Annotated in this window: 22 protein-coding genes and 1 pseudogene; 8 read left to right on the forward strand and 15 right to left on the reverse strand. The window is 64.6% G+C overall.

The features are described from left to right. Positions 1–4 precede the first annotated feature (4 nt). Entirely contained in the window at positions 5–1540 is a 1536-nt protein-coding gene (locus MESAU_RS10445) for an MFS transporter (RefSeq protein WP_015316014.1), read from the reverse strand. Between the two features lie 147 nt (positions 1541–1687). On the opposite strand from MESAU_RS10445, the gene MESAU_RS10450 reads away from it, so the two are divergent. Continuing rightward, positions 1688–2575, forward strand: coding sequence for a LysR family transcriptional regulator (locus MESAU_RS10450; RefSeq protein WP_041163681.1), 888 nt, complete (start codon positions 1688–1690; stop codon positions 2573–2575). Between the two features lie 23 nt (positions 2576–2598). Here MESAU_RS10450 and MESAU_RS10455 read toward each other — a convergent pair whose 3' ends face one another. The 4 genes from MESAU_RS10455 to MESAU_RS10470 all read right to left on the reverse strand — a co-directional run bounded on the left by MESAU_RS10455 (position 2599) and on the right by MESAU_RS10470 (position 5428). After that, positions 2599–3687 (reverse strand): AbrB family transcriptional regulator, encoded by a 1089-nt coding sequence (locus tag MESAU_RS10455; RefSeq protein WP_015316016.1) that lies wholly within the window; start codon positions 3685–3687, stop codon positions 2599–2601. Between the two features lie 79 nt (positions 3688–3766). Continuing rightward, the gene (locus MESAU_RS10460) at positions 3767–4075 is read right to left on the reverse strand and encodes a putative quinol monooxygenase (RefSeq protein WP_015316017.1); all 309 of its coding nucleotides are present in this window, start codon (positions 4073–4075) and stop codon (positions 3767–3769) included. Positions 4076–4133: 58 nt separating this feature from the next. After that, positions 4134–4919, reverse strand: a complete 786-nt coding sequence (locus tag MESAU_RS10465; protein ID WP_015316018.1) for an SDR family NAD(P)-dependent oxidoreductase — start codon at positions 4917–4919, stop codon at positions 4134–4136. A gap of 71 nt (positions 4920–4990) precedes the next feature. Further along, the gene (locus MESAU_RS10470) at positions 4991–5428 is read right to left on the reverse strand and encodes a DsrE family protein (RefSeq protein ID WP_015316019.1); all 438 of its coding nucleotides are present in this window, start codon (positions 5426–5428) and stop codon (positions 4991–4993) included. A 101-nt stretch (positions 5429–5529) separates the two neighbouring features. Between MESAU_RS10470 and MESAU_RS10475 the strand changes: the two genes are divergently transcribed. The 3 genes from MESAU_RS10475 (at position 5530) to MESAU_RS10485 (ending at position 7322) form a co-directional block, all read left to right on the forward strand. Further along, positions 5530–6627 (forward strand): hypothetical protein, encoded by a 1098-nt coding sequence (locus MESAU_RS10475; RefSeq protein WP_015316020.1) that lies wholly within the window; start codon positions 5530–5532, stop codon positions 6625–6627. A 66-nt stretch (positions 6628–6693) separates the two neighbouring features. Further along, positions 6694–6939, forward strand: a complete 246-nt coding sequence (locus MESAU_RS10480) for an antitoxin (RefSeq protein ID WP_041163682.1) — start codon at positions 6694–6696, stop codon at positions 6937–6939. Beyond that, positions 6936–7322 carry a type II toxin-antitoxin system VapC family toxin gene (locus MESAU_RS10485; protein WP_015316022.1) on the forward strand — a complete coding sequence of 129 codons (387 nt, stop codon included), beginning with the start codon at positions 6936–6938 and terminating at the stop codon, positions 7320–7322. The genes MESAU_RS10480 and MESAU_RS10485 overlap by 4 nt, the downstream gene beginning before the upstream one ends. Before the next feature lie 6 nt (positions 7323–7328). On the opposite strand, the gene MESAU_RS10490 is transcribed toward MESAU_RS10485, so the two are convergent. From MESAU_RS10490 to MESAU_RS10520, 7 genes are all read right to left on the reverse strand, one after another. Beyond that, a complete protein-coding gene (locus MESAU_RS10490) occupies positions 7329–8276 on the reverse strand; it encodes a cation diffusion facilitator family transporter (protein ID WP_015316023.1) in 948 nt (315 codons plus the stop codon). Between the two features lie 5 nt (positions 8277–8281). Further along, positions 8282–10471, reverse strand: coding sequence for an anthranilate synthase (locus MESAU_RS10495; RefSeq protein WP_015316024.1), 2190 nt, complete (start codon positions 10469–10471; stop codon positions 8282–8284). Positions 10472–10692: 221 nt separating this feature from the next. Further along, positions 10693–11748 (reverse strand): M14 family metallopeptidase, encoded by a 1056-nt coding sequence (locus tag MESAU_RS10500; RefSeq protein ID WP_015316025.1) that lies wholly within the window; start codon positions 11746–11748, stop codon positions 10693–10695. 87 nt (positions 11749–11835) lie between these two features. Beyond that, on the reverse strand, positions 11836–13011 hold the full coding sequence (locus MESAU_RS10505; RefSeq protein ID WP_015316026.1) for an MFS transporter: 1176 nt from the start codon (positions 13009–13011) through the stop codon (positions 11836–11838). Between the two features lie 285 nt (positions 13012–13296). Then, a complete protein-coding gene (locus MESAU_RS10510; protein ID WP_041163684.1) occupies positions 13297–14673 on the reverse strand; it encodes an FAD-containing oxidoreductase in 1377 nt (458 codons plus the stop codon). Positions 14674–14684: 11 nt separating this feature from the next. After that, positions 14685–15146, reverse strand: a complete 462-nt coding sequence (locus tag MESAU_RS10515) for a membrane protein (protein ID WP_015316028.1) — start codon at positions 15144–15146, stop codon at positions 14685–14687. A gap of 116 nt (positions 15147–15262) precedes the next feature. After that, positions 15263–15910, reverse strand: a complete 648-nt coding sequence (locus MESAU_RS10520) for a glutathione S-transferase family protein (protein WP_015316029.1) — start codon at positions 15908–15910, stop codon at positions 15263–15265. Positions 15911–16123: 213 nt separating this feature from the next. Here MESAU_RS10520 and MESAU_RS32180 point away from each other — a divergent pair. After that, positions 16124–16680: pseudogene (locus MESAU_RS32180) on the forward strand (sugar O-acetyltransferase). Here the strand turns inward: MESAU_RS32180 and MESAU_RS10530 are convergent. Together MESAU_RS10530 and MESAU_RS10535 are read right to left on the reverse strand one after the other, a co-directional pair. Then, a complete protein-coding gene (locus MESAU_RS10530; protein ID WP_015316030.1) occupies positions 16667–18016 on the reverse strand; it encodes an ATP-binding protein in 1350 nt (449 codons plus the stop codon). The pseudogene MESAU_RS32180 and the gene MESAU_RS10530 sit on opposite strands and share 14 nt — an antisense overlap. After that, a complete protein-coding gene (locus tag MESAU_RS10535; RefSeq protein ID WP_015316031.1) occupies positions 18013–18672 on the reverse strand; it encodes a response regulator in 660 nt (219 codons plus the stop codon). Before MESAU_RS10535 ends, MESAU_RS10530 begins: the two co-directional genes overlap by 4 nt. A gap of 165 nt (positions 18673–18837) precedes the next feature. On the opposite strand from MESAU_RS10535, the gene MESAU_RS10540 reads away from it, so the two are divergent. After that, the gene (locus MESAU_RS10540; RefSeq protein ID WP_015316032.1) at positions 18838–19104 is read left to right on the forward strand and encodes a PepSY domain-containing protein; all 267 of its coding nucleotides are present in this window, start codon (positions 18838–18840) and stop codon (positions 19102–19104) included. A 152-nt stretch (positions 19105–19256) separates the two neighbouring features. Beyond that, positions 19257–19742, forward strand: coding sequence for a cytochrome b/b6 domain-containing protein (locus MESAU_RS10545; protein WP_245262999.1), 486 nt, complete (start codon positions 19257–19259; stop codon positions 19740–19742). Positions 19743–19799: 57 nt separating this feature from the next. Here the strand turns inward: MESAU_RS10545 and MESAU_RS10550 are convergent, their stop codons facing one another. Further along, a complete protein-coding gene (locus MESAU_RS10550; RefSeq protein WP_015316034.1) occupies positions 19800–20795 on the reverse strand; it encodes a helix-turn-helix domain-containing protein in 996 nt (331 codons plus the stop codon). Positions 20796–20920: 125 nt separating this feature from the next. On the opposite strand from MESAU_RS10550, the gene MESAU_RS10555 reads away from it, so the two are divergent. Further along, entirely contained in the window at positions 20921–21565 is a 645-nt protein-coding gene (locus MESAU_RS10555) for a cysteine hydrolase family protein (protein WP_015316035.1), read from the forward strand. Positions 21566–21594 lie beyond the last annotated feature (29 nt).

Here is a 21594-nt window from a genome sequence, read left to right on the forward strand (position 1 = left end):
ACGCCTACCCCTCCTGGCAGGCCGGCAGGGGTGCGGTCTGGTGCTCCGCCGCGGATCCGCGGCGCAGACCGAGAAAGACGACGAGGGCGGTGACGATGGTGATTGCCGCCAGCACGATCAGCAGCCTGTCGAACGCCGTTTCGTAGGCCTCGACCAGCACGGCGGCGCCAGCCGCCGGCAAATGGTGCGCGGTTCCACCGACATTGCCGGTCACCAGCAATTGCGCCGCGGCGGCCGCGTCGCTGGAAGGCGCAGCGCCCCGAGCGGCGAGTTGCGCGGCGGTAAAGCCTGACAGGGTCGCCATGACGATGGCCAGCGCCACACCTTCGCAAGCGACACGGGTGGTGTTGAAGATGCCGACCGCCATCCCGGCCCGCTCCGTCGGCACGACGCTGACGGCGAGCCCGTCCATCAACCCCCAAGGCAAGGCGATGCCGACGCCGATCAGGATCAGTGGCGCGACCAGCGCAACCTCAACCGGGGGCGTCAGGCTCAGCCAGACCAGGCCGGCCGCCGCGACGAGCAGGCCGACGCCGCAGATCGTGGCCGGAGCGATCCAGCGCGCCAGCTGGCCGGCGAGCAAGGGCAGGAACAACAACGGTCCGGAGAGGCAGATCATCAATTGCCCGGCCTTGATCTCGCTCATCCCCTCGATGCCGATGAAGCGGATCGGTAAAAGTACGAGCAGGACGACGAAGCCATAGGCGGGCGCCGCCGCAAGAAACTGGACGCCGACGAAGCGAGGAAAGCGAAACAGGGTGAGATCGAGCATCGGCCGGCGCACGCGCCGCTCGGCGACGACAAACAGCACAAAGCAAAGGACGGCGACGCCGAGAAGCGTTGCCACCAGCGGGTCGGTCCAGCCGCTCTGGGGTGCCTGGAGCACGCCATAGGTCAGCGAGGCCAGCGCGAAGGTGAACGTGGTGGCGCCCGCCCAGTCGAGGCCGGTCGCATCCGGATCACGCGATTCCCTGATGGTGCGCAGGCCGAGGGTTGCCGAGGCAGCCGCGAGCGCCATCACCAGAACAAAGATCGACCGCCAGCCGAAGGCGGCGATGAGCAGGCCGGAGGCGATCGGGCCGAAGGCCAGCCCGATGCCGAAACTGGTGCCGAGAAAGGAGAAGGCGCGCAGCCGCGATGGTCCCTCGAATTCCTGGGCAAGTGCGGAGGCGCCGCCAGCGAAGGCCAAGGCACTGCCGAGCCCTTGCGCGGCCCTGAAGACGTCGAACCTGGTGATGTCGGACGCCAGCATCGCGCCGAGCGAGGCGATAATGTAGAGGGCGAGACCGACGAGGAAGATCCGCTTGCGGCCATGATTATCGGCCAGCGCTCCGGCCGCCATCAGGCTGGCGGCGAAGGTCAGCATAAAGGCGTTGGTCACCCAGTTGAGCGCGATCGGGCTGCCGCCGAGATCGGCCGCGATGCGGGAGAGCGCGACGGCCGGGCCGGTGAAGGTCAGAGGCATCGTCATAGCGGCGAGGCATACCGACAGGAGCACGAGCCATCGCTCGGCCGGGCCGGTGGTGGTCTTCAAGGTCATGGGTTTTTCCTATCTGAGCGGTCTGCGCCGGCATGCGCGCAACCGCGGCGCCGATCATGCGGACCAAGATAGGTCAGAGACAGATCAGGAATAATAGTATTAAATATCCTGATATAACGGACTGAAACGCTCGAATGGAGCAGCATGGTGGATCGCCTCAGCGGCCTTCTGGCTTTCGCCCGCACCGCCGAGTTCGGCAGCTTCGTCGCCGCCGGCCGGGCGCTCGGCATCTCCGCTTCAGCGGTCGGCAAAAGCGTCGCGCGGCTCGAACAGGAACTCGGCGTGCGGCTGCTGCAGCGCTCCACGCGGCGGATCGGCCTGACGGAGGAGGGCAAGCTGTTCAACGACCGCGTGCGGCGCATCCTCGACGACATCGACGATGCCGAGGCAATGCTGTCGCGGACAAGGGAGACGCCGCGTGGGCGGTTGCGCGTCTCCACCCCGATCGTCACCTACCATCTTTTGCTGCCGGTGCTGTCGGAGTTCATGGCCCGCTATCCCGAGATCGAGCTCGATATCGATTTCAACGACCGGATCGTCGACGTCATCGAGGAAGGCATCGACGTCGCCATCCGCAGCGGCGAGCTGCCTGATTCACGATTGGTGTCCAGACCCATTGCGCCCTTCCGCATGCTGCTGTGCGCGGCTCCCTCCTACCTCGATCGCCATGGCACTCCCGGTGTGCCGGCGGATCTCATCAGGCATTTCGGCATAAACTTCCGCTATCTCAACAGCGGCAGGCTGCTGGACTGGCCGTTCATTACCGGGAGCGCCCAACCGCTGATCCGTTCGATGCTGACCTGCAACAACATGGAAGCTTTGAAAGGCGCCACGATCGCCGGACTCGGCATCGCCTGCATGCCCGATTTCCTGGTGCGGGATGCCCTGCGCGAGGACCGGCTGCGCACCGTGCTTGACGATCATGTCGACGGCCGTGGCCAGTTCCGGATGCTATGGCCCTCCAATCGCCATCTGTCGCCAAAGGTGCGGGTTTTCGTCGATTTCCTGCCCGAACGCCTGGCAGCCGCGCGATAGCGGTGCCCTGGTGGCAGCCCTCATCATTCCCTGATGCTTCTGGCTACCAGCCGGGCAATGCTGGGGCCGACAAGCAGCACGATCAGGAAGCGCGCCGACTGCAGGGCCATGACAAAGGAGATGTCGACGTTCTGCGCAGCGGCGGCGATGATGGCGACGCTGTCCATGCCGCCAGGGCTGGTCGCCAGATAGGCGGTCAGCGGGTCGACGCCGGCGAGCCGGCTGATGAGGAAGGCAAGGCCGCCGCAAAACGCGATCAGCGCGATGATCGAAGCGATGATCTGCGGCAAAGCGCGTGCCGCGTGGCGCAGGATCGGCCTGGTGAAGTTCAGGCCGATCGCCCAGCCGACCATCGCGTAACTGACCGCCAGCAGCCATTGCGGCAATTGCATCGGCACCCCGAGGCCGAGATGGATGACTGTGCCGAAGATGAAGCTGCCGAGGAAGAAGGGCGAAGGCAGCCGGCAAAGCCTGCCCGCGAGGCCGCCGATGAGCGCCATGCCGATGGTGGCGGCGAAGGGTTGCGGATCGATCTCGGGGAACCAGATAACGGGCGGGACCTCGATGCCCGAGGTGTCGACCCACATCTTGGCGACGAGGGCTGCCGTCATCGAGACGAAGATGACGCGCAGATACTGCATGAAGGCGACAAGGCGCTGGTCGGCGCCGAAGGCGCCGGCCATCAGCACCATGGCGGTGGCGGCCCCCGGCGAAGAACCCCAGACGGCGGTGGTGCCCGGCAGGATGCGCCAGCGGCTGATCAGCCAGCCAAGCAGGCTCGAGGCCGCGACGGTGGCGATCACCACGCCGAGGAACAGCGGCCATTCCTTGTAGAAGACCGGGAAGATATCGGCCGAGATCGAAGCCGCGACGAGGCAGCCGACGACAGCCTGGGCGGCGCCGAACAGAAGCCGCGGCACACGCACCGCGGCACCGTTGGTGCCGGCGACGATGGCCGCCAGCATCGGTCCGATCAGCAGCGCCGCCGGCAAAGCGGCGAGTTCCAGCGCGCCGGCGAAGAGCGCGGAGATGACCAGCAGGATGAGCCACTGCCAAGGCTTGCTCAGCCGCGTCATGCGCTCGACAGGGGACTGCTCGGCCTCGGAATCCATGTTCTGGTCTTAACCCCAGACGCGAAAAATGCGAACGCAAGTGCGCCTGAAAAGCATGTTTCCGCCTCGGGCGCCCGCCTTAGCCCGTTTTGGCTTCAGCCAAGCCGAAGCCGCCCACCGGATGCGTTTCCACCTGGAATTCGAAGCCGCCGATGAAGGGGCGCGCCTTGGCGATCGCCGCCTGGACTTCGGGAAGCTGCAGCGAGGCTTTGTGGCTTGCCTGATCGGTCCACACCTCGGTCACCCAGATCGCGTCGGCGTCGGCCGGGTCGGTGGCGATGATATAGCTCAGGCAGCCGGGCAGGGCGCCAGTGCTCTCACGCAGCACGGCCATGACAGCGTCGCGCTGGCCACGCGCCGCCCGCATCTTGCCGATCAGTCCATACATGTCCTCGTCTCCCCCTGGGTTGGCGCGAAAGGAGTGTGTCCAGTATGCCGGTCGCCGGTCAAGGCATCAACTGGCCGCCATTGACCTCGATCACCTGGCCGGTGATGTAGCCGCTCAACAGATCCGATGAGAGGAATAGATAGGCGCCGATGCAATCTTGCGCCGTGCCGGCACGGCCCTGCGGGATGGTGGCGACCATGCCCCTCATCTGCTCGTCGGTCGAATAGCGTTCGTGGAAGGGGGTGAGGATGGTGCCCGGCGCCACGGCGTTGACGCGGATGCCGAAGCCGATCAGTTCCTTGGCCATGCCGCGCGTCACGTTGGAGACGAAGGCCTTGGCCGAGCCGTAAAGGCCGGCGCCGCCGCCCGCCCCGTTGCGCGCGGCGATCGACGAGGTGTTGACGATGAAGCCGCCCTGTTTTTTCAGCCACGGGATCGCCTTGCGCGTGGCGGTCAGCACCGAGCGTGCGTTGAGGTCCATCACCGCGTCGTAATGCGCCTCGGTCTGCTCGGCGTAGGGCACGCGGCCAAGCATGCCGCCGGCATTGTTGACCAGCCCGTCGAGCCGGCCGAAATGCCGCGCGCTGTCCTCGACGACGCGTTCGACATCGGCAGGGAGAGAAAAGTCGCCTTGGACGAGGAACACCTCACCGCCGCCGTCGCGGATGGTCTGGCCGAGTTTCTCGGCGGCGTCGCGGCTGGAATTGTAGTGCAGCGCCACCTTGCATTCCTGCCCGGCATAAGCGAGCGCGAGCGCCGCGCCGATGCCGGTCGAGGCGCCGGTGACCAGCACCGCCTTGCCGGCGAGGTCGGGGATGACAAGACCAAGGGCTGTCTCTGGCACTGCTGTTCCTCCGGGGGATTTCCAAGTTTCTTGGCGGGTGTTGCCACCCTTGCATTCAAGTCAGTGCCGCTTCAAGGCCTGAGATAGACATAGCCCTGGCTTTGCAGTTCGGCGAGCTTGACGACGCCACCCCTGTCGGCGGCATGGAAGCCGTCGAGCAAATCGGCGAGCGTAATATCCATGCCGTGCATGGTGTTGCCGCAGGCATGCGGGTCGAGCCCTTGCTGGACAAGACCGGTAAAGCGCCCGGAAATCGCCGCCGATATGCCCTTCGACTTGAAGCCGGCAAGCGCCGGACCATGCACGACCAGCGCGATATCGACGTTGCCGCCCGTGCCCTCATAGTGGTTCTTAATGTTGCCGAGCACGAAATTGACCTTGTCGAGGTCGCTGAGGTGATAGGCGACCTTCAGCCTGGCAGGCTCGGTGGTTGCCGCCTGCACCGCCCGCAGGCCGAGAAGCGTCCCGGCTCCGGCGAGAGCCGCGTGGAACATGTCACGTCGGCGCATGGCGTGCCTCCCTGGCTTGCCGGCTCAGCGCGATTTGCGTGGCCGCGGCCGCAATACTAGCATAAATTGACGTTACGTCCTGTCGATGCGGAGAGGGGCACATGGCGTTCAGGGAATGGAAGACGTTTGCCAGCGCCGGATTTGGCGCCGCACTGCTTGGCGGACTTGTGGGTTCTGCTTTTGCCGACAATGCGCTCAAACTCACCGAACTCAGCCCCAACGGGGCGGACGCCTGTTTCGGCCGGGTCTATGACGCGGCGCACCTCAAGGCGCGTCCGAAGCAGAAGGTGACGCGGATTTTCTTCTACTACGGCCGTGATCCGGTCAGCCGTCCGAATGAGGAACCGAACGCGAATTCCGATACTTCCTACAATGGGTTCCTCACCACCACGGTGCGTGGCGCCAAGGCGCCGGAATGGGCCGGAGGCTGGTGCAATCACGAGTCCGAGGATGGCAAATCGGGCCCGATCCGTTGCGGCATGGACTGCGACCGTACTCTGGCGTCGCTGAAGGTCGACGGCAAGGGCCGGCTGATCCTGTCGGACCTGTCGTCCGACATCTACCTCGACGCCGGTTCGGAAGAAGAACTCGGAGCGGCTGAATACGACAGGCAGGCGCTTGGCAAGGAAGACGACAATTTCCGCCTCGACCCGATGCCGGCGGCGACCTGCAAGGCGGAGTTCGCGCGCATCGATCCGATCGACCCCGCGCTCGGGCCACCGCTGCGCGAGCGGCTGAAGCCCGACCAGGCCTTCTGCTACGGGCGCGACTATGACGCTGCGCATATGAGTTCGCATCCCGAGCAACTGACGCAGTCGATCCGGGTGTTTCGAGGACCGGTGGAACTGGCGTCCTTCGCCTCGGGAGGCGACGCCGCGAACTGGCCCGACGGCGCCGACATCGCGGTCTCGGTCACGACGCGGCAGAAGGGGGCCAAGGTCACGCAGACCTATTCCTGCCAGGGCGAGGCCGACCAATGGCGTTGTGCCGCGAGTTCGAAGACGAGCAATTATTCCTGCGACATCGCGCAAAAGGAGATCTTCCTCAAGCGCGGTGCCAACGGCGCCATCACGCTTGCCAACCCCAACAGCAGCCTGGCGATCGTCGACCTGTGCTCGACGGCGGCCGACGGCAAGACGATGTCCGACGACAAGGTCTATCGGCTGGAGCCAATGCCACAATCCGCCTGCGCGTCGTGAGCATGGGCTTGTCCACAATGCCGCGAAGGGATATATCTTTGCTATATCTCACTTGAGGATGGCATGATGGACAAGGCGAAGGTGTTCTGGTCAGGCCGGTCGCAAGCTGTGCGTCTGCCTAAGGAGTTTCGTTTCGAAACGGATGAGGTTTCGATTCGTCGCCATGGACAGACTGTCATACTGGAGCCCGTCGTGCAGGATTGGGCGTGGCTTGACCAAGTGATCGGATCGGTAGATGAGGATTTTGCCGAAGCGGCGCTGGAACGGCAGCAAGGGCAGGATAGACCTGCCTTGGACGACATCTTCGAGTGATCTATCTGCTCGATACCAATGCTGTCATCGCCGTCATCAAGGGCGACGCCAGTCTACTCGCGCTTCTGAAGCAGCACACGCCGCAGGATTTTGCGCTTTCTCCGATCGTGGCACATGAACTGTATTATGGTGCCGAGAGAAGCCAGAGAAGGGCTGAAAATCTGGCGCGCATCGAAGCTCTGCGATTCCCGATGCTTGAATTCGATCGGGAGGACGCGAGGCATGCCGGAGAAATTCGGGCGACGCTTGCAGCATTGGGGACGCCAATCGGCCCCTATGATGCGCTCATTGGCGGACAGGCGCGCGCCAGAAACCTCATTCTGATCACCCGCAACGTCCGGGAATTCGAGCGCGTCGACGCTCTCTCAATCGGGACTTGGTGACCCGCCTCAGGCGAACGGCACCGCGGTCGTGCCCTTGGGCAGCTTGGCTTCGTCGTCGGGCTCGACATGGATGGTCACCCGCACCGAGGGGAGTTCGGCCTTCAGCGCGTCTTCGATGCGATCGCAGATGACATGGCTGGCGCCGACCGACATGTCGGCGTCGACGACCAGATGGAACTCGATGAAGGTGGCGCGGCCGGCGATGCGGGTCTTGAGGTCGTGCACCTCCATGGCGCCCTTGCAATTGGCCGAGATGATGTCGCGAATGCGCATGTGCTCCGCCGTGTCGACGGCCCGGTCCATCAGGCCGTTCATCGACGAGCCGATGACATGCCAGCCCTGCCACAGGATGTTGAGCGCGACGATAACGGCCAATGCCGGGTCGAGGATCTGCCAGCCGGTCAGGATCGCTCCGATGAGGCCGCCGAAGACACCGACCGACGTCACCACATCGGTCATGATGTGATTGCCGTCGGCGACCAGCGCCGGCGATTTCTCGGCCCGGCCAGTGCGGATCAGCACCCAGGCCCAGAAGGCGTTGATGGCAGTGGCGACGCCGTTGACGGCAAGGCCTTTCCAAGGCTGTTCGAGCGGCGCCGGGGCCTGCCAGGAGCGCCAGACTTCGTTCAGAATCAAAAGCGCGGCGAGCACGATCAGCACGCCTTCCAGCACGGCGGAGAAATACTCGGCCTTGTGATGGCCGAAGGGGTGATCCTGGTCGGCCGGCTTGTGGCTGACCTGGATCGCCCAGAAAGCGGCAATCGACGCGATGACGTTGACGATCGATTCCAGCGCGTCCGAATAGAGCGCGACGGAGCCGGTCACGTACCAGGCGGCGGCTTTCAGCGCGAGCACGACAAAAGCGACCACGATCGACCAGAAGGCAAGGTTGGCGACCTTGCGCTTCGCGGCCGCCCTGGCTGCGATCGCCATCGTGTTCTCGGCTTCGGCCATTGGCGTCAGGCTGCCTTTTCCTTGGCCTTTCGCGGCAAATGCGCGACGATGTTCTCGATGATGCGCATGCCGGCATTGTGGCCGAGCGTCATGATCGATTCCGGGTGGAACTGGACCGCGGCGATCGGCTCCTTGCGGTGCTCGAAGGCCATGATGACGCCGTCTTCCGTCTCGGCCGTAACCATGAAATCGTCGGGCAGGCGTACCGGATCGGCGAAGATCGAGTGGTAGCGGCCGACGGTGACTTCCTTGGGCAGGCCGGAGAAGATGATGCCCGGCTTCGAGACGCGGATACGCGACGGCTTGCCGTGCATGGGAATGTGCAACTGCCTGAGTTCTCCGCCATAGGCTTCCGCCAGTGCCTGCAGGCCGAGGCACACGCCGAAGATGGGCAGGTCGCGCGCGCGCGCCTTTTTGATGGTCGCGGCGCAGTCGAAGTCCTTCGGCGTGCCGGGTCCGGGTGACAGCACGACGAGGTCGGGCTTCAGCCGGTCGAAGACTTCCTCCGGCACCGGCGAGCGCACGGTCGAGACATTGGCGCCGGTCTGGCGGAAGTAGTTGGCCAGCGTATGGACGAAGGAATCCTCGTGGTCGACCAAAAGGATGTTGACGCCGTCGCCGACGCGCGCCGTGGTGCGCTCGGTGCTGGTCGAATTGCCCGTCTTGGCGTCGCGGATCGCGGAGAGCATGGCGGATGCCTTCAGTTCGGTTTCAGCTTCTTCTTCCTCTGGAATGCTGTCGAAGAGCAATGTAGCGCCGGCACGAACCTCGGCGATGCCGTCCTTGATGCGGATGGTGCGCAAGGTAAGGCCGGTATTCATGTCGCCGTTGAAGTTGACCATGCCGATCGCGCCGCCATACCAGGCGCGCGGGCTTTTCTCGTTCTGCTCGATGAAGCGCATGGCCCACAGTTTCGGTGCACCGGTGACGGTGACCGCCCAGGCGTGCGAGAGAAACGCGTCGAAAGCGTCCATGCCTTCACGCAAGCGGCCCTCGATGTGGTCGACGGTGTGGATCAGGCGCGAATACATCTCGATCTGGCGGCGGCCGATGACGCGTACAGAACCCGGCTCGCAGACCCTGGACTTGTCGTTGCGATCGACGTCCGAGCACATTGTGAGCTCGGATTCGTCCTTCTTCGAATTGAGCAGCTTCAGGATCTGCTCGCTATCGGAAATGGCGTCGTCGCCGCGTTTGATGGTGCCGGAGATCGGACAGGTCTCGACGCGGCGGCCGTTGACGCGCACGAACATCTCCGGCGACGCACCGATCAGGTATTCGTTCTCGCCCAGGTTGATGAAGAAGGAATAGGGCGACGGGTTGATGGACTTCAGCTTGCGCGAAATCTCGGAGGGCTGGGTCTCGCAGCGCTCGTAGAACATCTGACCGGGGACGACCTCGAACAGGTCGCCACGCTTGAACGAGTCCATCGCGCGGCGCACCAGATTGGCGTATTCGCCGGGCTCATGGTCGCCGCGTGGCGGGATGCGGTCGGCGGTCCTGAACGGCTCGGCGATTTGGTCGCGTGGCAGGCCTTCGGTCGAAAAACCTTCGCCCGCATAGTCGTAACGGTCGGTCCAGGCCTTGGCCGAGTAGTGGTCGACGACCAGGATCTCGTCGGGCAGGAACAACACCAGGTCGCGCTGGCTTTGCTTGCGCACGAGCGTGTGGTCGACCGGGTCGAACTGGAAGGCAAGGTCGTAGCCGAAGGCGCCGTAGAGACCAAGATTGGCGTCTTCCGCCGTCTTGAACAGCGCGGTGATGGCGCGCAGCACAGTGAAGACCGAGGGAACGCGGCTGCGTTCCTCCTCGGTGAAGACACGGCCGGGTTTGGCGACATCGAGGCGGATCAGCTTTTTCGAGGTCTCGGCGATCGTGACCTCGGCGAGGCCGCCCAGTGTCCTGCCGATGACCGGCAACAGCGCCTCGCCACGGCCGTTCAGCGCCTCGATACGCATGGCGCGGCCGCGTGCCGAGATGACCAGCGGCGGATCGATGATGGCCGTATCCCAGCGCGTGTAGCGGCCGGGATATTCGTAGTTCGAGGAAAATACCGCGCCCCGGCGCGAGTTCAGCCCCTCGACATAAGTGTCGATCGCGCCTTCATAGGGGCGGTCGTGGCGCTCGCGGGTGATGGTGATGCCACCCGCCGTCGCGAAGCTTTCAGCGCCGTTTTCCAGAACCTTCAACGTCATTGCCGTCTCCATCAGCTACTTGGGCAACGGACCCGGGAATGGCTTTAAAAAACAAATGGCCGCCCGGACATTCCGTTGCGGCCACCCTCTATTTTCACGCGCACGCGTTCGAACAGGCCGCTGTCAGCAGGCCCACCACCAAATGGTCTTGATCGAACGCATGTTCATGGCGATTCCCTTAGCGGCGATTGGGCGGCCGCGCAACTGGATTCGACGCAGGCTCAATCCTCCAGCGTGCCCGACCTCGCATCGGCGCTCTTCCTGTCGCCAACCAGTTTCAACAGGTCTTCGCCGGAGCGGATGATGCGGCGCGAGCGGCGGGTCAGGATGATGCCGTCCTGCGGCGCGAACACTTCCGTGCGGCCATCGGCTTCGCCTGGCGCGTGAACGATGGTAGCGAGCCGCGCGCCCCTGGTGACGCGGTCGCCGGGCTTAACGTCGTAGAGGACCGCACCGCCACGGGGCGCCGGCATCATGTCGATATTTTCCAGAGGTGCCGCGACGCCCTTGAAGGGGCCGGGCGCGGGCAGGGCGGTGTCGGATATCACGCCGCGCGCCACCAGCAGCCGGTAGAGGCCTTCGGCGTCGGACTTGGCCAGCGCGCCGTTGACATCGAGAATGCCGCGATATTCGACAGTGGTGGCGACGCGCCTGTCGAACTTCGCCACATCGGCCGATGCGTTCTGGTAGGGCATGATCGAAGCGCCCTCGAAGGTGCCGTCGGTGTCCTCGCTCCACAGCACCACGGCATCGACGCCCATGGCGGCGGCGCAATCGGCCATCCCGGGCCACAGGCTGGTGTGGACGTAGAGATAGGCAAGACCCTCATCGTCGCAGTGCAGGTCGAGAACGATGTCATGGCCGAGCGAAAGCTGCACCAGGCGCGACTTCAGCCGCTGGTCGGCGCCGCCAAAGGTGGCGTCCGGCAAGAGCCTGGCGTCGGGCGCGGCCAGCAGCGGAAAGCCGCGGTTGAAGTTGGTGCGGGTGCCGAGATGAAAGCGACCCTGGTGCTCGCCGAAGTGGTATTGCGCGCGGCCGATCGGGTTGGCCCAGGGCACGATGGTGATGTTGCCCCTGATGCGACCCTCGGCCTCGGCCTTGTTCAGCATCGGCATCAATGCATCGATGGCGACGACGCCAGGCAATTCGCCGGCATGGAGCGCTGCCTGCAGGTAGGCCGAAGGTGCTGTCTTGTCGGCGCCGGCCAAGCGGAGCACCGGGAATTCGTAGGAAACGCCGTCGCTGTCGCCGGCGATGCGTTCGATCGATTTCTGCATGACGTTCTCCATGAAAGCGAGAAGACATGCCCATTGGAAGGTACCGATGTCGATTGGTCCAGCCCGCCGCGCTATGGGCGCAAGGGCCTATTCCGCGGCAGCGTGAAGCGTGACAGGCGCGCGCCTGTCCAGCGCCGCCGACAGCACCGCAACGGCGACCGCCAGCAGGGCTAGCACCGCGCCGACCAGTGGCAAACCGGCATAGGAAACGCCTGATGACAGCGCCACGCCGCCGATCCATGCGCCGCCGGCATTGCCGACATTGAAGGCGCCTTGATTGAGCGTGGCTGCAAGGTTCGGTCCTTCGGAAGCCGCCTCGACGACCCGGATCTGCAGAGGTGGCACGACGACGAAGATGAGCAGGCCCCAGAGGAAGACGATGCCGATGGCAACGCTGGCGATCGTGCCGAACTGCATGAAGCCGACGAACAGCAGGGCCATCAGCAGCAAGGTGGCGATCACTGTCGGCATCAGTTTCCAGTCGGCAAGCCTGCCGCCGATGATGTTGCCGATGGTCATGCCGGCGCCGAACAGCAAAAGCACCCAGGTGACCGCCGCGGTCGACAGGCCCGACACGCCGGTGAGGTATGGCTTTATGTATGTGAAAACGGCGAACAGGCTGGCCGAGGTCAGCGCCGCGATCAGCATCGCCAGCCACACTTGCAGCTTGCCGAGCACACGGACTTCGGCGCGCAGACCGCCGCCGCTCGGTTCCGTGACGTCGGACGGCACTAGCCAGGCGATGGCCGCGACCGAGATCAGACCGATGCCGACCACGGCCAGAAAGGTGGCCCGCCAGCCGAAGGCTTCGCCGAGTGCGGTGCCGGCGGGAACCCCGAGGATGTTGGCGAGCGTCAGGCCCGCGAACATCAGCGCGATGGCGCTGGCGCGCTTGTTGCGCGGCACAAGGCTTGCCGCGACGACCGAGCCGATGCCGAAGAAGGCGCCATGGCCGAAAGCGGTGAAGACGCGCGCCGCCATCAGCAGCCAGTAATTGGGCGCGATGGCGCAGAAGAGGTTGCCGACGACGAACAGGGCTGCAAGTCCCACCAGCACGGGCTTGCGCGGCAAATGCGCGGTGGCCATGGCCACGACAGGCGCGCCGAAGACGACCCCCAGCGCATAGCCGGTGACCAGCAGGCCGGCGGCGGGGATCGTTACGCCGAGATCGGCGGCGACCTCGGGCAGCAGGCCCATGATGACGAATTCGGTGGTGCCGATGCAGAAGGACGCAATGGCAAGCGCAAGGATCGGCAAAGGCATGGAAGGTCCAGACTGAATCGGTTCAATTCAGACTGCGCGAGACCCCTGCCGGGCGCAACAGACATTGCCGCAATGCAGCAATGCAGAAAGCGTGGAGCGGACGTCTCCTCTTCTACCGGCCCGACGCAGACCGATCCTTCAAGGGCTGAAACGATGTCGCTTCGTGCCCGACACGATATCTTGAAGCCGGCGCGGCCCCAGCAATAAATGCGTGATGACGACCGTGAAATCGCGGAGCCTTCGGCAAGACACAGGCGACGACAGAAGGGGCTGCGGCTGACAGTCTCACGCCAGCGGCTTCAGCTCCTGGGCGATGGTGGGCAGCAGCTCCGAGACGGTGGGATGGATGTGCACGGCGCGCGCCAGTGTGTCGACCGGCGCCTTGGCGTACATCAGGTCGAGCACGCAATGCACCGCCTCGTCACCGCCCGGACCGAGCACGGAGCAGCCGAGGATCTCCCTGGTGTCGGCGTCCACGAGGATCTTCATGAAACCCTGCGTCTCGCCCTTTTCGACGGCGCGGCCGACACGGGTCATCGGCCGCTGGCCGACCAGGGCGCGACGTCCGGATTTCCTCACCGCCGTCTCGGTCATGCCGCAACGGCCGAGCGGCGGATCGATGTAGAGCGCGTACGCCTCGATGCGGTCGCTGATCCTGCGCGGATCCTTGTCGAGCAGATTGGCGGCGACGATCTCATAGTCGTTGTAGGAGGTGTGGGTGAAGGCGCCCTTGCCGTTGCAGTCGCCCATCGCCCAGATGCCTGGCACGCTGGTGCGCAGCTGGTCGTCGACGACAACCGCGCCGCGTCCGTCGACCTCGACGCCCGCCTTGTCGAGGCCGAGATCGTCGGTATTGAGCGTTCGGCCCAGCGCCAGCAGCACATGCGAGCCGACCGCGGGCGGCTGGCCCGTGGAGAAACTCACGGCAATGTCCCCGCCCTGCTTGGCGAAGCCGATGTCATCGGCGCCGACATGGACCGCGATCCCTTCGTTTTCGAGGATCGACAGGATGGCGGCCGAGACGTCCTCGTCCTCGCGGCCGGTGAGGCGCGGGCTCTTTTCGATGACGGTGACTTCCGAACCGAAGCGGCGGAACATCTGCGCGAATTCGAGCGAGATGTAGCTGCCGCCGACGACGATCAGGTGGCGCGGCAAAACGTCGAGATCCATCATCGACGAGTTGGTCAGATAGTCGATGTCGTGGATGCCGGGCAGGTCCGGCACCGAGGCGCGGCCGCCGGTGTTGAGAAAGATCTTGTCGGCGGTCAACAGGTCGTCGCCGACGCGCACCGTGTTGGCGGATTCGAAGCGTGCATGGCCGCGATAGAGCGTGCATCGCTCCATTCCGGCGATCCAGGTCTCCAGATTGCCACGGGCGTCGTTGGTTACCTTGTCCTTGCGCGCCTTGATCCTGCTATAATCGACCCCGACGGAGCCGGGGAACGTCACGCCATAGTCGGCAGCGCGCCGCGCCAGATGGGCGGCATAGGCGCTGGCGACCATGGTCTTGGTCGGCATGCAGCCGGTGTTGACACAGGTGCCGCCGACCAGCTTGCGCTCGATCAGCGCCACGCTCATGCCGGCTGCCGTCAGACGGCCCGCCAGGGGCGACCCCGCCTGGCCAGCGCCGATGACGATGGCATCGAAGGTCCTTGCGTTCAAGGTCTGGGCCGTCATGCCACCGCCGCCACGATCAGCAGGCCGCCGATGATCGCCGCCGCATCCTCGATGAAGGCCGCGGGCGAATCCTTGCCGAAAACGGCCGCCAGCCGGCCGCGCGCTTCGGCACCACCCAGGGTGCCGATGACCGCGCCGATCGCTCCGGCGATCAGGCACACGATAGTGGCGCCGCTGGTCGCGCCGATCACCGCGCCGCTGAACGCGCCGAGCAGGATGCGGGCGCCGAACTGCTGCGGGACCTTGCGGCTTGGCGTCGACGGCAGCTGGTCGGTGACCAGTTCGACTATGGCAAGGACGGTGAAGATGCCGACAGCCGCCCAATGGCCCATGAAGCTCGCCCAGGTGCCGGCAACCGGCAGCCAGCCGAGATAGGCGCCCCAGGCAACGGCGGCAGGTGCCGTCATGGCGCGCAGGCCGGCAATGACGCCGATCAGGAGTGCAAGAACGTAGAGCATGGTCGATCCCCCTCGATCCCGGGCCGGTACAGCCTTGAAACGGCAAGCTACCATAGGCCGGATATTTGGCTAGGCCGCAGACTCACAAGCGCACAGCCACGGCGGACCGAGGGGAGTCAGTTGGCTGATGGAGCGTTGATCGCAAATTGCGCGGCGTAAGCCCTGATATAAGCGGGCCGAGCTTCCCCGCGCGCCACATAGGCGGCCAGGTTTTGGTATTCATCCAGAATGCCTGACATTCTCAGTCGCAGCAGCACTGAAACCATCAATAGATCGCCGGCGCTGAACGCATCATCGAGCCAGTCCGCGACGCCCAAATGCGTCGAGAGACAGTCCAGCCGGGCGCGAACACGGTCCTTTACCAGCGGCAAGCGCGCCTCGCTCCAGGGCTTGTCCGCTTCGAAAATTCTTGCCGTGGTCAATTCGAGGATCGGCGGCTCGATGGTGTTCAGCGCGGCAAACATCCACGTGATCGCTCGCGCGCGGGCGTTGCGCTCCTTCGGCAGCAGGCCCGCATGCTGCTCGGCAAGATGAAAGACGATCGAGCCGGTCTCGAACAGCGAGAGAGAACCGTCCTCATAGGTGGGGATCTGGCCGAAAGGATGGATGGCCAGATGGTCAGGCGCCTTCATGCCCGCGAAGGAAACAAAACGAACCGCGTAAGGCTGCCCCACTTCTTCCAGCGCCCAGCGAACACGCGTATCGCGGGCCAGTCCCTTCCCGCCATCGGGTGATCGTTCAAACGCCGTGATCGTGATTGTCATCGCATTTGTTCCTTGCCTGGGCGAATTTCTTCGGCTTCCTACCGAGGACGAATGAGCTTCCCGGAAATCGACATCGGTCCTGAACTATTTCATTGCTGGAGCAGATCGCGAATGGCCGCCAATCAGCAAGGCCGCGCATCCTGGTTTACGGATTTCACGTCAGTCCTCGCCTTGGCGCTGTTCGCAGTGATGTAAAAAAACGGAGGCACTGCCATGGTTCAGAGCGAACGCGCGAAAATGGCTGATGGTGAATGGTATATGTGCCTGGATGACGATCTTGGCGCGTTGCGCGGCTTGGCCGCGGATGCGGTGTTCGAGCACAATACGCTGCCGCCTCGCCGACGCGGGAACCTCGGGCCGGCCCTGCGGACACTGCTGGGCGGCGTGGGCGAGGGTGCCCGCATCGAGGCGCCGTTCCATTGCGCCTACGGCTTCAACATCTTTCTCGACGCCGGCACCTTCCTCAATGCCGGCTGCACCATTCTTGACACCGCGCCGGTGCGCCTCGGCAGGGGACGCTGCTTGGCCCCAATGTGCAGATCTATTGCGCCGAGCACCATAAGGAGGCGGCAGGGCGCCAGGCGGGGCTGGAGATCGCTAGGCCGGTCACGATAGGTGACAATGCCTGGATCGGCGGCAGCGCGGTCGTCCTTGGCGGCGTCAGCATCGGCGAGGGCGCCATCGTCGGCGCCGGGGCGGTGGTGACGCGCGACGTGGCGGCGCACACGACCGTGGTCGGCAACCCGGCGCGGGTGGTCAGGCGGGGCTGACACTACGCGGCGGGAACCTGATCGTCGCTTCAAAACCGTCCCGTCGGCCGGATGCCGGTGAGGTCAGGACAAGCGTCGCATCGATCTGCTGCAGGATTTTGGTGACGATCGCCAGTCCCAGGCCTGATCCTTCGGCACGCGTCCCACCGCGTTCGAACCGTTTGACCAGACCGCCGGGAGCTGACGCCACCGGACCTTGGTTGATCACGCTGAGCCGGGCATCGTCAGTGATGCGAACGACAACCTCGCCGCCCTCGGCGCCATGCCGCAAGGCGTTCTCGATGAGGTTGCGCAGGATAATGGCCAATGCATCCGTATCGATCGCGGCCAACGCCTTGCCTTGGTCGGACGCTTCAAGACGAAGCCGACCCCTGTTCTGGCCGTGCTGCTCGAAGTCGGCGACCACCAATGCGGCGACCGCAGCGAGATCGGCTGGCTTGCCGGCGATCGCTACTCCGGCGTCGGCGCGCGCCAGCTGCATCAGCTTTTCGGACAGGCCGGCGAGGTCGGACAGAGCCGCCTTGATCTGGCGCGGGCGTTTTCTTGCCGCCTCGTCGGATGTTTCCGCGATCAGGCGCTCCGTTTGTGCCAACGCCCCAGCGATTGGTGTGCGCAATTCATGCGCGGCGTTCGCCGTGAACTCCTTTTCAGCATCGAGCGCCATATGCAGGCGCCGCATCAGGCTGTTGACCGACTTGGCGATGGCGGCAAGTTCGGAGGGCAGGTCCTCGGTGCGGATCGGAGCAAGGTTGTCGCCGTGGCGGGCGCTGATTTCGCCGCGCAGTGTCGCGATCGGCCTCAGGAAACGCGTCAGGGTCAGCCACGCGACAAGTGCGCTCAACGGGATGAGAATGATCATCGGTATGAGGAAGCCGGTGGCGGCTTCGAGCGTTTCCTCATTGCGCCGTGAATCGAGCTCGGCGACCTGGATGAGTATTGTGCCGCTGACCGCGGGCTCGGTGTAGATGCGCCATCCGGCTGCCTCCGAGAAGCCCTGCGCGAGCTCAGCCGTGAGCGGCTCCGCGGGAGCGTCATGGGAATGCATGAGAACGCGGCCGCCGGCGTCCCGCACCTGGAAGATGAGGCGGCCGCCTTCGTCGTCCGAAACAGCCTCCCCCAGCCTGCGCGGCGATTGCGATGCCTCACGCCCGAACATATCGTCGATGACCAGCGGCAGCAGTCTGCGAGCTGCCTCCTGCATCGAATTGTCCATGGCTTCATTGATTTCGCGGTGCAGCGTGATGCTTCCGGTGCCAGCGGCGACCAGGCCAACAGCGACCGTGACGAGGATCAGCGACGACACGAGGCGACCGGCAAGGCTGCTGAAGACCTTCATGGGAGTGCAAGGCGGTAGCCCAACCCCCTCACGGTTGTAAGGACCTGGCGCCCGATCTTCTTGCGCAATCGGCTGACATAGACTTCGACAGTGTTGCTTTCGATCTCCGCGCCGAAGGCATAGAGCGCGTCCTCGATCTGGTTCTTGCCGACTGTCATACCGGGCCGGCGCAGGAACTGCTCCAGCACCGCCCATTCGCGCGATGTCAGCATGGCCTCCGTGCCGTCGATGGTAACGCGGCGCGCGGCCTGGTCGATTTCGACGGCTCCGAGCCGGATCAAAGGGTTGGGGTTTCCGGCATAGCGGCGCGCGACCGCGGCAAGGCGTGCAGACAACTCGCTGAGATCGAAGGGCTTGACCAGATAGTCGTCCGCCCCGGAATTCAGCCCCGCTATGCGGTCTGAGAGCTGGTCGCGCGCGGTCAGGATGATGACCGGCGTATCGGTGCCTTCACGACGCAGCGTTTTAAGGAATTCGAGACCCTTGCCGTCGGGCAGATGCAGGTCAAGCAGGAGGAGCATATAGGAAACTACACGGAGGTGATCGCAGGCACCGCCAAGCGTCGTGCTCCAGTCCACGGCGTGGCCGTCGGCAGCGATATGATCGCGCACCGCTTCGCCCAGCACCGGATCATCTTCGATCAACAGAACGCGCACTTCGCCTCCGTGTCGCTGCACACGCGCCTTCATGCGGCACGAGGCTGACAGGAAGCTGAATGAAAGCCAACTGAGGCTTTTGCACGATGCGACGCGTGTTCAGGCTGCTGTCAGGTTTCGCGGCCAAGGTCCTCGACATCGGAATTGGCCGATGGAGAAAATAAGATGAAGACCTTGATCCTGACCGCGCTGGTTATGGCTTTTGCCAGCCCGGCCTTCGCCGCCGACAAATGCGATGTGCCGACCGGCCAGTGGCAGCCGCGCGAAGCCTTGCAGAAGAAGCTTGAAAGCGAAGGCTGGAAGGTTCGCAGCATCAAGACGGAACACGGCTGCTATGAAGCCAAGGCGCTAGACGCCAATGGCAAGAAGCTGGAAGCCGTCTTCAATCCCAAGACGCTGGAGTCGGTCGGTGCCGATTCCGATGACGGTTGACGGCCATGAACGCCACTGTTTCGACACGAGAAACCTCGGTCGAGTCGACACGAGAAACCTCGGTCGAGTCGACACGAGAAACCTCGGTCGAGTCGACACGAGAGGCCTCGGTCGAGGTCTGGAGCCCCTACGTCCGCCTCTTTCACTGGTCGCTGGTCCTTTGCGTCGCGGTGGCGTGGCTTTCTTCAGGCGAAATCATGAAGGTGCATGAACTGGCCGGCTACAGTGCCGGGGTTCTGATTGCCTCGCGTTTGATCGCCGGTCTGGCGGGGTCGGGATACACGCGCTTCCGTCAGTTTGTGCGTGGACCGCGCGTGGTGAGTTCTTATCTCGCCGACGTGGCGCATGGCGATGAAAAACGCTATCTCGGCCACAACCCCGCCGGCGGTGCAATGGTGCTGGCGCTTCTGGCTTGCGTGGCAGGAATTGCGCTCACCGGCTGGATGCAGACCACCGATGCCTGGTGGGGCGTGGCCTGGGTCGAGGATACGCACAAGATCCTGGGCAATGGTGTCCTGGTGCTGATTGGACTTCATGTCGGCGGCGTGCTGTTCGCCAGTCTGCGTCATCATGAAAATCTGGTTCGCGCCATGATCACCGGCCGTAAACGCGCGGCCTCGCCGCAAGACGTTGGCTGACCGCGGAGAGCGGAAATGCAAGGGCACCCGCAGCGACGCGGCGCCCTTGCCGTTCGATCAAGATGACAGGTCCAGCGCCACCCGTTCGTCCTGATCGACCCGTCTGGAAAACTCGCGCCGATATTGCACCGGCGATGTCCTTAGCCGCGCGGCAAAATGTTGGCGCAAGGAAGTTGCGCTGCCGAAGCCGGCCTCGAAGGCGACCATGTCCATCGGCTTGTCCGTCGCCTCCAGCAGCCTCTGCGCCAGCGCGATGCGCTGGTCGGCCAGCCAGTCGCCGAAGCTGGTACCTGTCGTCTTCTGGAAACGGCGGGTAAAGGTGCGGCGGGTGAGACCGGCCGCGTCAGCGACGCTGTCGAGACTGTGCGGTTCGCCTGATGTCGCGCGCACCATGTCGAGAGCCTGGGTAAAGCGGTCGGCGGCCGGGCTCGGCGCTACCGGGCGTTCGATGAACTGCGCCTGTCCGCCTTGCCGGTGCGGCGAAAGCACGATGTGCCGGGCGAGCCGCAGTGCCGCCTCGGCGCCATAGCGGGCGCGCACGATGTGCAGGCAGCAGTCGAGCCCGGCGGCGACGCCGGCGGAGGTGACGATGTCGCCGCCGTCAACGTAGAGCACGTCCGCATCGACCGAAATGTCGGGATGGAGAGCCTGCAACTGATCCGTATAGGCCCAATGCGTGGTCGCCTTCCGTCCTGAAAGCAGGCCGGCGGCGGCGAGGGCAAAGGTGCCGAGGCAGAGGCCCACGATCAGCGCGCCGCGCCGGTGGGCGCGGCCGAGCGCTTCCTCGAGCGGTTTTGCCACAGGCGCTCCGAGATCCTTCCAGCTCGGGATGATGACGATATCGGCGTCTTCGAGCGCGGCAAGCCCGTGCGGGACCAGGATGCTCAATCCGGCGTCGGTCTGGATCAGCCCTTCCTCCACGCCGCAGACGCGGAAGTCGAAGCGCGGCAGGCCGAGCCTGGTGCGGTCAGCGCCGAACACCAGGCACGGCACGGAGAGATGGAACGGACTGATGCCGTCGAAGGCGAGGACGGCGATGATGGGAGCGGTCATGGGGCGTTTCCAGCGTGAAGGAGGATTGTCCCAATTCTTTCGGATGATGTCAATCGGGCCACTGTTGGGGCCTCGGTCAGCAGGCTATCGTCGGTCCATCGCATTCAAGCCTGAAAGGAAACATCATGTCTGCCCCAGCCAACACCGCGCTGCGCCGCGCGCTGATCGTCGTCGACGTCCAGAATGACTATGACGGCGGCAACCTGGCTATCCAGCATCCGCCGTTCCGCGACAGCGTCGTCAACGTGACGCGCGCCATGGATGCCGCATCGGCAGCAGGCATCAAGGTCGTGGTCGTCAAGCAGATGGCGCCCGAGACGTCGCCGATCTTCGCCCGGGGCAGCCATGGCGGCGAACTGCATCCCGAGATCGCCAGGCGTGGCCGCGACCATTATGTCGAGAAGAATTTGCCAAGCGCCTTCACCGGTACCGACCTCGAGGACTGGTTGCGCGCCAACACTATCGATACGATCGCGGTCGTCGGCTACATGACGCATAATTGCGACCTGTCGACCATCATCCATGCCGTGCATATGGGCTTCGCGGTCGAGTTCCTGTCCGACGCGACCGGTTCGGTGCCTTACGCCAACAGCGCCGGCTACGCCTCGGCGGAGGAGATCCATCGCGTGGTGAGCATCATCCTGCAGTCGCGCTTCGCCGCGGTGCTCAAGACCGCCGAATGGATCGACTGCCTGGAGACCGGCGCGCTGCCGGAACGCGACACGATCCATGCGTCCAACCAGCGGGCGCTGTCGCGCAGCGCCGCGTAGGACGATCCGCAAACGAGAAGGGCGCTGCG

Origin of the sequence: Mesorhizobium australicum WSM2073 (genome assembly GCF_000230995.2) — a bacterium.
GTDB lineage: Bacteria > Pseudomonadota > Alphaproteobacteria > Rhizobiales > Rhizobiaceae > Mesorhizobium > Mesorhizobium australicum.